9 protein-coding genes and 5 tRNA genes are annotated in these 14,860 nt (G+C 39.4%); 11 read left to right on the top strand and 3 right to left on the bottom strand.

Translation table 11 applies throughout. The annotated features are described in order from the left end of the window. Positions 1–7: 7 nt before the first annotated feature. The 11 genes from E5331_RS16305 to E5331_RS16355 all read left to right on the top strand — a co-directional run bounded on the left by E5331_RS16305 (position 8) and on the right by E5331_RS16355 (position 11,161). Positions 8–83 (top strand) — tRNA-Gly (locus E5331_RS16305). Positions 84–126: 43 nt separating this feature from the next. Beyond that, positions 127–202: transfer RNA gene (locus E5331_RS16310), tRNA-Gly, on the top strand. Positions 203–245: 43 nt separating this feature from the next. Next, positions 246–321: transfer RNA gene (locus E5331_RS16315), tRNA-Gly, on the top strand. A gap of 15 nt (positions 322–336) precedes the next feature. After that, a tRNA-Leu gene (locus E5331_RS16320) sits at positions 337–420 on the top strand. A gap of 79 nt (positions 421–499) precedes the next feature. Next, positions 500–2,866, top strand: a complete 2,367-nt coding sequence (locus E5331_RS16325) for a glycoside hydrolase family 2 protein (RefSeq protein ID WP_123481352.1) — start codon at positions 500–502, stop codon at positions 2,864–2,866. A 173-nt stretch (positions 2,867–3,039) separates the two neighbouring features. Next, positions 3,040–3,708, top strand: coding sequence for a cell division ATP-binding protein FtsE (locus E5331_RS16330; RefSeq protein ID WP_123481353.1), 669 nt, complete (start codon positions 3,040–3,042; stop codon positions 3,706–3,708). Positions 3,709–3,939: 231 nt separating this feature from the next. Continuing rightward, positions 3,940–5,793 (top strand): methylmalonyl-CoA mutase small subunit, encoded by a 1,854-nt coding sequence (mutA, locus tag E5331_RS16335; RefSeq protein ID WP_135985861.1) that lies wholly within the window; start codon positions 3,940–3,942, stop codon positions 5,791–5,793. Between the two features lies 1 nt (position 5,794). Then, entirely contained in the window at positions 5,795–7,948 is a 2,154-nt protein-coding gene (scpA, locus tag E5331_RS16340; protein WP_123481355.1) for a methylmalonyl-CoA mutase, read from the top strand. Positions 7,949–8,068: 120 nt separating this feature from the next. Continuing rightward, positions 8,069–8,800 carry a hypothetical protein gene (locus tag E5331_RS16345; protein WP_123481356.1) on the top strand — a complete coding sequence of 244 codons (732 nt, stop codon included), beginning with the start codon at positions 8,069–8,071 and terminating at the stop codon, positions 8,798–8,800. An 11-nt stretch (positions 8,801–8,811) separates the two neighbouring features. Beyond that, a complete protein-coding gene (gene smpB / locus E5331_RS16350; protein WP_123481357.1) occupies positions 8,812–9,264 on the top strand; it encodes an SsrA-binding protein SmpB in 453 nt (150 codons plus the stop codon). Positions 9,265–9,352: 88 nt separating this feature from the next. Further along, on the top strand, positions 9,353–11,161 hold the full coding sequence (locus E5331_RS16355; RefSeq protein ID WP_123481358.1) for a peptidase U32 family protein: 1,809 nt from the start codon (positions 9,353–9,355) through the stop codon (positions 11,159–11,161). Between the two features lie 66 nt (positions 11,162–11,227). On the opposite strand, the gene E5331_RS16360 is transcribed toward E5331_RS16355, so the two are convergent. The 3 genes from E5331_RS16360 to E5331_RS16370 form a co-directional block, all read right to left on the bottom strand. Beyond that, on the bottom strand, positions 11,228–11,650 hold the full coding sequence (locus E5331_RS16360; protein ID WP_135985863.1) for a hypothetical protein: 423 nt from the start codon (positions 11,648–11,650) through the stop codon (positions 11,228–11,230). A 119-nt stretch (positions 11,651–11,769) separates the two neighbouring features. Beyond that, on the bottom strand, positions 11,770–14,577 hold the full coding sequence (gene uvrA / locus E5331_RS16365) for an excinuclease ABC subunit UvrA (RefSeq protein WP_123481360.1): 2,808 nt from the start codon (positions 14,575–14,577) through the stop codon (positions 11,770–11,772). 138 nt (positions 14,578–14,715) lie between these two features. After that, a tRNA-Gln gene (locus E5331_RS16370) sits at positions 14,716–14,786 on the bottom strand. Positions 14,787–14,860: the final 74 nt, after the last annotated feature.

The following is a 14,860-nucleotide window of genomic DNA, read 5'->3' on the forward strand; positions in this document are numbered from 1 at the left end:
TAAATATGCGAAAATAGCTCAGTTGGTAGAGCACGACCTTGCCAAGGTCGGGGTCGCGGGTTCGAGTCCCGTTTTTCGCTCCAAGAACATTGAAATAATAATTGATCGGAATTTTCTGAACGCAATGCGAAAATAGCTCAGTTGGTAGAGCACGACCTTGCCAAGGTCGGGGTCGCGGGTTCGAGTCCCGTTTTTCGCTCCAAGAACATTGAAATAATAATTGATCGGAATTTTCTGAACGCAATGCGAAAATAGCTCAGTTGGTAGAGCACGACCTTGCCAAGGTCGGGGTCGCGGGTTCGAGTCCCGTTTTTCGCTCCACTCCGATCAATGTATGTCCAGGTGGCGGAATTGGTAGACGCGCTACTTTGAGGGGGTAGTGGCCGGTAGGCTGTGTGAGTTCGAGTCTCATCTTGGACACTTAAGTGGAGATAAATTTTTAATTTGTCTCCACTTTTTTGTGTAAAATTATTAATAGTTATGCCTAACATAATGTATCATGAGTAAACGTTTTGGTATATTTTCAGTTGTTGGAATGCTTTCAACTCTGTATGTATTGCCTGTCGCCGGTAACGATGTTGTCTTTAATAAAGATTGGAGCTTCTCTCTTCATTCAGACTCCACATGCATATCTCCCTCATACGATGACCATGAGTGGCGTAAACTTAACATACCACACGATTGGAGCATAGAATTACCTTTTGATAAAAATGCTTTGCCTGGAAATGATGGCGGATATCTTGAAGGTGGAATCGGATGGTATCGAAAATCCTTTTTTATAAAGGACGTGGAGAAGAATAAGAGATATCAGCTGTATGTGGGTGGTGCTTACATGAATTCAGATGTGTATTTGAATGGTGAGAAAGTTGGGGGACACAGATATGGCTATAGTCCATATTTTGTGGATATTTCGAAATATTTAAAATCGGGAAAGAATGTGGTAGTTATCAGGGTGGATAATTCCAAACAAAAAAATTGCCGTTGGTATTCCGGTTCGGGTCTGTATAGAGATGTGCAATTTATTCAGCAAGAGAATCTGCATATATCTAATTGGGGCGTATTTTTCACTACGCCGGATCTTTCTACGCTTTATATGGAGTTGTCGTTGGATAATGATGGTGATGAACCGCGCTCAGTTGATGTTTCTTTGAGCATTTTGGGACATGAAAAATTATCATCAGTGACGGTGCCATCTAATACGAAGGGTTTTATAGTTAAGCAATCAATAGACGTCCCTGAGGCTAAATCGTGGTCGCCAGATTCTCCGATGTTGTATGAAGCTAATGTTTGTGTTCGGGAAAATGGGAAGACGTTGGATTCTATTATAAAAAATATTGGGTTTCGCACGGTTGAATGGAATGCAGCAGAGGGATTGAAATTGAATGGAGAGAAAATACTGCTTAATGGAGGTTGTGTGCATCATGACAATGGAATCCTTGGCGCGGCTGCCTATCCTGCAGCAGAACGTAGGAGGGTAAGATTGTTGAAGGATGCTGGTTTTAATGCAGTGCGTACATCGCATAATCTTTCTTCAGAAGAATTTCTTGATGCATGTGATGAATATGGACTCCTTGTGATCGATGAATCATTTGATGGTTGGCGAGATGCTAAGAATGATCATGATTATCATATATTATTTGATGAGCATTGGCAGTCTGATCTGGATGCTATGCTGCTTAGAGACCGCAATCATCCTTCTGTGTTTTGCTGGAGTATTGGGAATGAAGTGATAGAACGAGATAAAATTGAAGTCGTGACCACGGCAAATATGTTGGCATCTCGTTGTAGAGAATTGGATCCCTTGCGTCCAGTGACATCTGCATTAGCTTGTTGGGGAAAGGATTGGAAGACGTATGATCCACTTGCAGACGTTCATGATATAGTTGGGTACAATTATATGATTCATGAATCAGAGAAAGATCATTTGCGTAATCCTGAGAGAGTGATGGTGCAGACAGAATCTTTTCCAAAGGATGCCTGGAGTAATTATAAAAAATGTGTTGAGAATCCTTATATCGTGGGGGATTTTGTGTGGACTGCCATAGATTATATAGGAGAATCAGGAATAGGGAGACATTATTATGAAGGAGATGTGCCCGGTGAACATTTTGAACGCCCGCTTTATCCATGGCATGCTTCCCATTGTGGTGATATTGATTTGACCGGATATCGAAAACCTATCAGCCATTATCGTTCTATGTTGTGGAATGAAGATGGCGAACAATTATATTTGGCTGTGAAAGAGCCTGACGGATATGTGGGAAAAATAAAAACCACGATGTGGGGGAATTGGCCTACATACGAGTCGTGGAATTGGCCCGGATATGAGGGTAAGCCTATAGAGGTGGAAGTTTATTCTCATTATCCAAAAGTTAGGCTGTATCTGAATGATGATAAAATTGCAGAAAAGGGAGTGGAGTGCATGAAGGCGACTTTTGAGTTACCTTATAAGGAAGGCGTATTGAGAGCGGAAGGCATAGGAGCGGATGGGATTGTAAAAGAGACTAAAGTGCTTACTACTGCCGGGAAGCCGTATGGTATAAGGTTGACGGTTGATTCTGAAGATGCGTCATCAGATACTCCTTCTATGGCATTTGTCTCAATTGAGATTGTTGATAAGAATGGAAATGTGGTGCCCACTGCTGATAATGAATTGAATGTTTCTGTGATAGGGGGTGGCGAACTCATTGCATTAGGAAATGCAGATATAAAGGATGATGATCCCTATTACGATTCTACACATAAAGCGTGGCATGGACGGGCTTTAGGTGTGCTGAAAAATAATGGTAGGAAGGGTAATGCCAAGATAACTGTCAGCTCTCCTGGATTAAAGACATCTGCATTAAAAATATCATTCGGAAGATAATTGGAAAAGATAACTTCAAATTCTGTTATTTTTTTTATTTGCGATTGATTAGTCTAAAACATTGTTAAATATTGGCTGCATTCATTTGAAATGATTTCAGACGAATGCAGCCAATATTTTGTTTTGACATTGAAAAATATTTACTTAATTTTGTGAAATAATATGAAAAAGAAATGAGCATAATAGTTAAATATAGAGGAGTGGAGATAGAAAGAGGAGATAAGAATGTGCTTAAAGGTGTCACATTTTCTCTTTCAAAGGGAGAATTCTACTATCTTGTCGGTAGAGTAGGAAGTGGGAAAAGTAGTCTTATGAAAACGATGTATGCTGATGTGCCCTTATATTCGGGCGATTGCGCAGAGATAATGGGGTTTGATTTACTTTCCATAAAAAAATCGCAGATTCCCTATCTTCGCAGAAAAATAGGGATAGTTTTTCAGGATTTCCAATTATTGCAAGACCGATCGGTAAGTGGAAATCTGAAATTTGTGTTGAAGGCTACCGGGTGGAATAATAAAAATGATATTGACAGTCGGATTGATGAGGTTTTGTCAATGGTTGGTATGGCAAATAAAAGCTATAAGATGCCACATGAACTCAGTGGTGGGGAACAGCAACGAATTGTAATAGCGAGAGCATTGCTTAATAAACCTGATCTTATACTTGCCGATGAGCCTACCGGAAACTTGGATCCTCAAACCGGCTATCAGATTGCTGCGTTGCTTCATCAACTTTCGAATGCAGGACATTGCGTGGTAATGGCTACGCATAATCTTCAGTTAGCATCGGATTTTCCCGGAAAATTAATGAGATGTGAGGGAAAACAGCTGATTGTGGAGTAACTATTATAAAAAATGTAAATTAATAACGGAAAAATTTCTTCAATTTAAAAGTATTGGTTAAATTTGCAACGGAAGCGATGCATAAGCATGCATCGTAAATGATGCATGCCTTGAATTTAATACCTTCTTGTGATATTTCAAGAATCCAATAGGATTGAGTTTAAGAACACGTTTCCATGATTAAAAAGATAAGATCTTATACATCTATATCATTAACGAGCTATAAAACTTATGGCAAACACCGAAAAATTATTTGACATGTTTTCTCCCACCTCAACAGAGGCTTGGAAAGAGAAGATAACTGTCGACCTCAAGGGCGCCGATTTCAACAAGAAACTTGTTTGGCGTACAAATGAGGGCTTTAATGTGCAGCCTTTTTATCGTCGCGAGGATCTTGAGCATCTCGCACACATGGGAACTCTTCCAGGTCAGTTCCCTTATGTCAGAGGCACACGTGACAATAACGACTGGCTTATTCGACAGCAGATTTCAGGAGAAACTCCTGAAGCGATTAACCGAGAGGCATTGCATGCCATTGACAGAGGGGTTGATTCGATAGGAATCACGCTTGAACGTGACACCACAATGGCGGATCTTGAGGTTATACTTGCAGGTATTGACCTTAATAAGGTGGAACTGAATATCGGATGCTGTAATGGTAAGGCTGTTGCAATAGCAGGGATATTGGTTGAATATATAAAGAAGCATGGTCTTGAAGATAGCTTCCGCGGATCAATTAACTTTGATCCGTTTAAACGTCTTCTCCGTCATGGCATTTCTTTCCCAAAGGATATAAAAGAAGAGGCGTTGAAGCTGTATGATGTCGTAAAAGACATTAAGAATATACGTTGCTTTGTCGTTGATAGCTGCATGCTAAATAATGCTGGCGCATATATCACTCAAGAGTTGGGATATGCCCTTGCTTGGGGTGCTGAATGGATGACAATCCTTACTGAGGCAGGAATGCCGGCATGTGATGCGGCTGGAAGAATCAAATTTAATATGGGCATTTCTTCTAATTATTTTATGGAACTTGCAAAATTCCGTGCAGGACGTATGTTGTGGGCGGAAATTGTCAAGGCATACGGTGCAGAAGAGGAATGTTGCAAAATGATGGTACACGCAGTGACCAGCCAGTTTAATCAGACAATCTATGATGCTCACGTAAATCTTCTTCGCTCACAGACTGAGACTATGAGTGCAGCATTGGCAGGTGTAGATTCAATAGAGACTCTTCCATTTGATTTGCAATATAAACGTCCTGATGAGTTCAGCGAACGTATTGCACGCAATCAGCAGCTGCTTCTTCGTGAGGAGAGCCATTTGAATAAAGTGGTTGATCCTGCGGGCGGATCTTACTATGTGGAGACTTTGACAGCCTCAATAGCTGAAGTTGCATGGAATTTATTCAGTGAAGTGGAGGAGCAAGGTGGATTCCTTGCATTGCTTGAAACCGGAGAAATCCAGAAGAAGGTAAATGAATCCGGAGTTAAACGTCATACAGATGTGGCTCGACGAAAAGAGATTCTTCTTGGAACAAACCAATATCCTAATTTCAATGAGACTGCTCTTGGTAAATTGGAGAAATCCGGAGAAATCTGTGGTTGCGGATGTAATGCAGCTGTAGAGGATGGTGCGGTAGAGTCATTGATTTTTGATCGTGCAGCAAGTCAGTTCGAACAGCTCAGACTTGATACAGAACGCAGTGGAAAGCGTCCTAAAGTGTTTATGCTCACGATTGGAAATCTTGCTATGCGTCTTGCTCGTGCGCAGTTCTCTGCAAACTTCTTCGGTTGTGCCGGATATGAAATAATTGACAATATCGGATTCAATACTGTAAAAGAGGGTGTTGATGCAGCGATTGAGAAGGGCGCGGATATTGTCGTCCTTTGTTCAAGTGATGACGAATATGCGGAGTTGGCACCTGAGGCCTACAAGGAGCTTGATGGACGTGCGATGTTTGTAGTTGCCGGAGCTCCGGCATGTATGGAAGATCTCAAGGCTGTTGGCATTGAAGAATTTATCCATGTTCGTGTGAATGTGCTTGACACACTTGTTAAGTTTAACGCAAAACTCCTCAACTGACATGAGACCCAATTTCAAAGAAATAGATATTAAAGCAGCGATTGCTGAACGCACGTCTGCCCCCGCGTCGGTTAATAAGGAAGCCGATTGGATTACAGCCGAGCTTATCCCGGTAAAACCGATATATACAGAAGAAGATCTCAACGGATTAGAGCATCTTGACTTCGTTTCCGGTATCCCTCCATTTTTGAGAGGTCCGTATAGTGCGATGTATCCCCTTCGTCCTTGGACAATACGCCAATATGCAGGATTCTCGACTGCTGCCGAGTCGAATGCATTCTATCGCCGTAATCTTGCTTCCGGTCAAAAAGGACTTTCTGTTGCATTCGACCTTCCTACTCACCGTGGTTATGATGCAAATCATGAGCGTGTGGTTGGAGATGTGGGTAAGGCTGGTGTTTCAATCTGTTCGCTTGAAGATATGAAGGTATTGTTCGATGGTATTCCATTGAATAAGATGTCTGTCTCAATGACGATGAATGGTGCTGTGCTTCCTGTGCTTGCGTTCTATATCAATGCGGGTCTTGAGCAGGGTGCGAAGCTTGATGAAATGGCAGGTACGATTCAGAATGATATTCTGAAGGAGTTTATGGTGCGTAACACCTATATCTATCCGCCGTCGTTCTCAATGAAGATCATAGCCGATATCTTTGAATATACTTCAAAGAATATGCCTAAGTTCAATTCAATTTCAATTTCCGGCTACCACATGCAAGAGGCAGGAGCAACAGCAGACATTGAGTTGGCATATACTTTGGCAGATGGTCTGGAGTATCTGAAGGCAGGAGTAAATGCAGGAATGGATATTGACTCTTTTGCACCTCGTTTGTCATTTTTCTGGGCAATTTCGATGAACTATTTTATGGAGATTGCAAAGATGAGAGCGGCGCGTATGCTTTGGGCTAAGATTGTAAAACAATTTAACCCGAAGAATCCGAAATCACTTGCATTGCGTACGCATAGTCAAACTTCTGGCTGGAGCCTTACGGAACAGGATCCGTTTAATAATGTTGGACGTACTTGTGTGGAAGCAATGGGAGCTGTACTTGGTCATACTCAATCACTACATACCAATGCACTTGACGAGGCGATAGCTCTTCCTACAGATTTCTCTGCACGTATTGCACGTAATACTCAGATTTATATTCAGGAGGAGACATACGTCACCAAACAGGTGGATCCTTGGGGCGGTAGCTATTATGTGGAAGCTCTGACAAATGAGATCGCACATAAGGCTTGGGAGCATATTCAAGAGATCGAAAAGTTGGGTGGAATGGCAAAAGCTATTGAGACCGGTCTTCCGAAAATGAGGATTGAAGAGGCAGCTGCCCGCACTCAGGCTCGTATTGATTCCGGAAAGCAGACAATTGTCGGTATCAATAAATATCGTCTTGATCATGAGGATCCGATAGATATCCTTGAGGTGGACAATACTGAAGTGCGTAAAGAACAGTGTGCCCGAATTGAGGATCTTAAGGCTCATAGAGATGAAGAGGCAGTAAAGAAGGCCTTGGTGGCTATAACTGAATGTGTGAAGGATCCATCAAAGGGTAATCTTCTTGATTTGGCTGTAAAGGCTGCCGGATTGCGTGCTACACTTGGTGAGATTTCAGATGCCTGTGAGGCAGTTGTAGGTCGATATAAGGCTGTAATTAAAACCATATCTGGAGTGTATAGTAGTGAAGAGAAGGGTGATCCTGAATTTGAGGAAGCCCGTAGAGTCGTTGCTGATTTTGCAAAGAAGGAAGGTCGTCAACCTCGTATAATGATTGCCAAGATGGGGCAAGATGGTCATGACCGAGGTGCAAAAGTTGTGGCAACAGGATATGCAGACTGTGGATTTGATGTGGATATGGGACCATTGTTCCAAACTCCGGAAGAAGCAGCCCGTCAGGCTGTAGAGAATGATGTGCATATTCTTGGTGTCTCTTCTCTTGCCGCAGGACATAAGACCCTGATTCCTCAAGTTATAGCAGAATTGGAGAAATTGGGCCGTCCTGATATTATGGTTACTGCAGGTGGCGTTATTCCGGCTCAGGATTATGACTTCTTGTATAAGGCTGGAGTTGCCGCTATTTTCGGTCCCGGCACGCGTATTCCGAAGAGTGCGATTGAGATGATTCGTCTTCTGAATGAAGATCGTGCTGCTGAATGATACAAATGCAATTGAAAAATAAAAATGAGGTCTCTCTTAGAGGGACCTTATTTTTATTTATTATGATTACTGAAAATAATTTTGTGTATATTTTAGAATTAGCTAACTTTGTAGTTAGATATGAAAGAAGAAGATACCAATAATATATACGTTTATTCAGAAGAATCAGACGATAAATTTGTGGATAAGCAAGGATCAGATGCACCAATTGATAACTCCGGTCCGAATTATGCGCAAGTGGATCGTAATTCAGTTGAATATAATATTGAAGATGACTCCCTGGAGAATATGGTCTCATTTTCGGTAGTATTCCGCTTGATGCTTAAGGTCATGTTAAGCCCTATAGAGGGATGGAAATCAGTAAGACGTGCTAAGATTACATCAGAGATGGCTCAGCGAGGATGTTTCTATCCTTTATTAGCAGTGTTGGCGTTAAGTAAATTTGTTGTGATGGCATATTATCCATCTCTTTCATTAGCTAATGCGATGATTGATGCCGTGAGTTCATTTGTTTCGTTTTTCTTTGGATATTTCTGCATCTTGATTATTTCAAAGATAGTAATGCCTAAAGCGGAATATTTTCAAACAAATGATTTTGGGAAGGTCTTGATTGTAATCAGTCTCTCTACATTATCATTATTCGGGACATTGACCGTGTTATTGCCAATGTTGTGGTCATTTATGATATTTATACCTCTTTGGACTATATATATCATCAGTAGAGGTGCTAAATTCCTTAAATTTCCGGAGAACATCCAAATGACATATACGTTTATCTTATGTCTTTTGATTGTTGGTATTCCATCAGTACTTTCTTGGTGTATAGGATTCTTATTGCCAAAACAATTTTAAATAGAAAGAATATGAAATCAGATCAGATAAATATAAAGAATAGGAAAGCCCGTTTTGATTATGAAATAGGCGATACGTATACGGCAGGCATGGTGCTTACCGGTACTGAAATAAAATCAATCCGAGATGGTAAGGCCAATCTGACGGATAGTTATTGTATAGTTGACCATGGAGAGGTTTGGGTAAAAGGGATGCATATCTCAGAATATAAATATGGATCATACAATAATCATGTGGTTAGACGTGATAGGAAATTATTGTTGTCAAAAAAGGAGATTGAAAAAATATCGAAGCAATCGTCTGATGCCGGATTTACAATTGTTCCACTTCGAATATTCATAAGTGATAAAGGATACGCTAAAATTATTATAGGTATAGGACGAGGTAAGAAACAGTATGATAAGCGTCAGTCAATAAAAGAGCGAGAGGATAAGAGAAATATTGACAGATTGTTTAAGAAATAAATTTATGATTGTCGGGAGTCTTTGATAATTTAGATAAATTCATTGTATCTGTTTCCGAGATATAAATCGTAATAAGAAAATAATACAGATGGTAAACCCTCGAAAAATTGAGTTATTAGCACCGGCTGCCAATAAACATATAGCAAAGCAAGCAATTCTGCATGGTGCAGATGCGGTTTATTTGGGAGCAACAAGTCATGGTGCAAGAAAGGCTGCTTCAAATAGTATTGAAGATATTGCGGAGGTAGTGGATTTTGCTCATCAATATAGGGCAAAGGTTTACGTCACAGTAAATACGATAATCTATGATAGGGAATTGAAGCAGGTAGAGACTCTTTGTAGAGATTTATACAAAGCACGTGTTGATGCATTGATTGTTCAGGATATGGCTATGCTCCGTTTGGATTTACCTCCGATAGCTTTACATGCCAGCACACAATGTGATATAAGGACTCCTGAAAAGGCTCGCTTTTTACAAGAAGTTGGTTTCTCCCAGTTGGTACTTGCAAGAGAATTGACAATTCCGGAGATACAATCGATTGTTAAAAGTGTGGATATCCCGGTGGAATGTTTTATACATGGGGCTCTTTGTGTGAGCTATTCCGGCAGATGTCATGCGAGTTGTGTGGCTACAGGCAGGAGTGCGAATCGGGGAGAATGCGCACAAATTTGCCGCTTGCCTTATTTGTTGAGAGATAATGCTGGAAGGATAATCTCTGAAGATAAACATTTGTTGTCGCTAAGAGATTTTAATGCATCGCATATAATTGATAGACTTATTGAGAATGGTGTGTCTTCTTTTAAAATAGAGGGGCGTCTTAAAGAGGAAGACTATGTAAAGAATGTGGTCTCTTTTTACAATAAAAGAATTAACGAGTTAATAAAATCAAGACCTAATGAATATATCAGAAGTTCAAGTGGAACGTCTGTGTGTTCATTTGATCCTAAATTGGACAAGAGTTTTAATCGGGGATTTACCACTTATTTTCTTGAGTCCCGTAGACCAGCCTCTATTGCATCATTATTGACTCCTAAATCAATGGGGGAAGTGGTAAATGTAAGTGATTTAAATAATGGAGATGGAATAAGTTTCTTTGATCATAATAATTGCTATAATGGGGTAAACATAAATAGGGTAGAGAATGGCAAGATTATTACAAATAAAAAAATTAATATTCCCAAAGGAGCAATAATACATCGTACAAGTGATATTGAATGGCAAAAATTGATGCGAAAAGATTCTGCGATAAGGAAAATAACATTAAAAATAGATGTGGATCCAACTGGCATCACTGCACGTGATGAAAGAGGTGTGGAAATAAGATTGCCGTTAGATGTGAAGCAAGATATTGCGATAAAGCCAATGGATATTGAAAGAGAGTTTGCAAAATTAGGTAATACTGTCTATTCATTAGTATCATTTAAATCAACTCTTGGTGCAGATATATTTATTCCTCGTTCGGAAATTTCTAAACTTAGGCGGAAGATGGTATATATGCTTGATATGGCAAATCTGGCGACATATCATTTTGATATGCGTCGTGCGGAAAATAGAGAATTTAAGTTCCCTGCTAAAATACTTGATTATCGAGATAATGTGGCAAATTCCATAGCAGCAGCGTTTTATAAGGAACATGGAGTGACAGAGATAGAATATGCAATAGAGGAGCGTAAAAAAGAATTGGAAAAGGGCACAGTTGTCATGACAACGAGATATTGTATCTTGAGAGAACTCGGACTATGTAAGCGAAATAAGCCGCATGGAAATTTTCAATTGAAGAGGGGAGAACAGTCAAATATAAAGTATGAAGAACCGTTGACTTTGATAAATGGCAAGATTTCTTGGAATCTTAGATTTAATTGCAATATCTGTGAAATGGAAGTATTGTCAAGATAATACTTCCATAATAAGAATGTATGAGATTATTTCATGTCCACTGGTAGGATCCATTTAGAGATCCTATCAGTGGTCTTTTTCGTTGGGTGCTTCAGGCTGGTTTATTATAACTGAATCATTGGCGACAGTGGGATGTGAGATTATGGAATCTTTAACGTGCATCATCTTGGTAAACATTTTATTCAGTTTTATCAATGAGTCATTTTCCTCCTCATTTAATTCAAGATCAGTATCAGGCGGAAACTCATAGTTTAGAGATGTTATTCTGTTGTTGAAATTCAGAGCGATTCGCTGAATTTCGGTAGAATCAGATGCATTACTTAAGCTGTCGATATACATTTTGGTTAAGACTGCACTCCGCTCAAATAATTGTCGTGCGAAGTCATGTCTGTTATTTTCAGTTTTATTTGTGCAGCCAATAGAGAATATTGGTATAATTGCTATTGGAATCAATATGGAAGATGAGTGTATGTTTGTAGATTTTATCATCTGTGAATGTTTTAAATCAGTTAGAATCTATCCCTTTCAGACTCAAATTTTATTGCGTCTGAAGGAATTGAGTGAATATTGTTGAAATGAATCTGCTTATAAAGCATATAGGCTTTATCTTATTTGGAAGAATGTATTAATTTAGGTTTTAGGAAAAGAGCGGTATGTGATTCCTTACATTCTGCAATATCTTCCGGGGTCCCTTGGGCGACGATGTCACCACCTTTTTCTCCCCCTTCCGGACCTATATCAATGATCCAATCGGCAGATTTTATGATATCAAGATTATGTTCTATAATTATCACTGTATGTCCTTTCTCAATAAGAGCATTCAGAGATTTTAATAGGGTTGCAATGTCATGGAAATGAAGACCTGTTGTTGGTTCATCAAAAATGAATAGGGTATGGTCTGTTTTTTCTTGCGATATGAAATAAGCCAGTTTTACTCTTTGGCTTTCTCCTCCTGAAAGCGTAGAGGAGCTTTGTCCAAGTTTCACATATCCTAATCCTACATCCTGAAGGGGCTTTAAACGACGGATAATTCTCTTCTCAATCGTTCCGGGGTTTATTTCAAGGAATTCTATAGCCTGATTCACAGTCATGTCAAGAAAATCATAGATATTTTTTCCACGATATTCTACATCAAGAACCTCTTTTTTGAATCGTTTGCCATGACAAACCTCACATTCTACTTGAATATCAGCCATAAACTGCATTGGGATGGTAATTGTACCTTCCCCTTTGCATTCTTCGCACCTACCACCTTCCGAATTGAAAGAAAAATAGGATGGAGAGAATCCCATTTGCTTTGAAAGTGGCTGTTCGGAGAATAGCTTTCTAATTTCATCAAAGGCTTTCAGATATGTCGCCGGATTGGATCTTGTAGATGTCCCTATAGGATTTTGGTCAACGAATTCAATTGCTTTAATCTCGTTTAGATTTCCCGTCAGTTTATTATGGGCACCGGGAGCATCTACCGTATTCCCGAGATATCTTGCCAAGGCTTTATATAAAATCTCTTTTACAAGGGTAGATTTCCCGGAACCGCTGACACCGGTCACAACTGTCATTATTCCTAAAGGAAATTTCACATCAATGTTTTTTAGGTTATTCTCCTGAGCCTTCACGACCTCTATATATTTCTTCCAAGGGCGTCGTATAGGAGAATAATCAATCTGTCGAATACCTCGTAGGTATTCGACGGTATATGAGTCAGTTTCCTCATTTTTATCAATTGCATCCTTTAAATTGCCTTGATATATGAGATTTCCTCCGAGTCTGCCTGCATCTTTGCCAATATCCACAATATAGTCGGATGCCAACATTATTTCCTCATCATGTTCAACAACAATTACTGTATTTCCTATCTGTTGCAGCTTACGCAATACAGTAATTAATCTATTGGTATCACGGGAATGTAATCCTATACTTGGTTCATCAAGTATATAAATTGATCCGACAAGAGATGAGCCAAGCGAGGTAGCCAGATTAATACGTTGACTTTCGCCTCCGGATAGGGTAGAAGAGAGTCTGTCAAGAGTGAGGTATCCTAATCCCACTTCATCTAAAAACTCAAGACGGTTGTTAATTTCAGTCAACAGTCGTTTAGCAATTATGCGTTCCGTCTCGGAAATTTTTAAATTATTGAATATATTGCGAAGTTCCGATATTGGAATCTTGACAATCTCGGTGATTGAATAGCCTCCTATTTTGACATATTCCACATCTTTTTTTAATCTTGAACCTCCACACTCCGGACAAGTGGTTTTTCCTCGATATCGTGCTTTAAGAACACGATATTGTATTTTATATTGGTTTTCATCAACCCATTTAAAAAATCCGTTTATACCCTCCCAGGAAGAATTGCCATTCCATAAGAAATTTCGTTGAGATGAAGTCAATTCTGCATAAGGAGTATGGATTGGGAAATTGAAATGAGGAGCCAAATGGATAAGATGTTTTTTCCATTCACTCATTTTCTCTCCTTTCCAACAGCAGACTGCATCTTGATATACGGATAATGTTTTATCCGGTATTACAAGATCTTCACTTATACCCAATATTTTTCCAAATCCTTCACAGGTAGGACAAGCTCCATAAGGATTATTGAAATTGAACATTAGATCATTGGGTTCCCTGAAATCAATTCCATCTGCAGAGAATTTTTTTGAAAACATGTGTTCATGTATCCCATCATTACCCCATACCTTTATTATACACTCCTCATGCCCTTCATAATATGCTGTTTCTACAGAATCTGTAAGACGAGATATTTCATCTTTGTTGTATGATACGGCAAGTCGGTCAATAAGCAACCGGAAATTATGGGATATATCGTCTGCTTTATTGGCAAGAATATCTTCGATCTCGAGAAAAGATCCATTTTGTTCTATTCGGGAATATCCTTGTTTAAGATAAATTTCAAGTTGTTGACGTAATGTCCGATCAGCTGGGATATTTATATCTATGAGTACTGCCATTCTTGTCCCTTCAGGATAAGAATACATCATTGATACGATATCTTCTATGGTATGCTTTTTTACTTCGAGATTAGATATTGGAGAGTATGTATGACCGATCCTTGCAAATAATATTCTAAGATAGTCATATATTTCTGTAGAAGTGCCTACAGTGCTTCGTGGATTACGGGTATTGACTTTTTGTTCAATGGCTATTGCCGGAGGAAGTCCTTTGATATAATCGCATTCTGGTTTAGCTAATCGGCCAAGAAATTGCCTGGCATAGGATGATAAACTTTCTACATATCTTCGTTGTCCTTCTGCATATATTGTATCGAAGGCAAGAGATGATTTGCCGGATCCGCTCACTCCTGTGATCACAGTAAAACTGTTAAGAGGAAGCGAGAGATCTATATTTTTAAGATTATTGACTCTTGCACCTTTAATTTCAATAGACTTTTCACTCATGTCTAAAAATTTGCTCAAATTTAATATGAATCCATAAAATTAACGTTGTATCTATAGGAATGTTATGTTTGAGAGATTGATAAATCCGGTGTTTAAATAAAGATAACAAAAAAAGCGTTCAAAAGAACGCTTTTTTTGTTGCCTTGGAAAGACTCGAACTCTCACAAACGGAACCAGAATCCGGTGTGCTACCATTACACCACAAGGCATCGTGTATTTACTATGTTATTGTTGCCTTGGAAAGACTCGAACTCTCACAAACGGAACCAGAATCCGGTGTGCT

Origin of the sequence: Lepagella muris (assembly GCF_004793975.1) — a bacterium.
Lineage (GTDB): Bacteria > Bacteroidota > Bacteroidia > Bacteroidales > Muribaculaceae > Lepagella > Lepagella muris.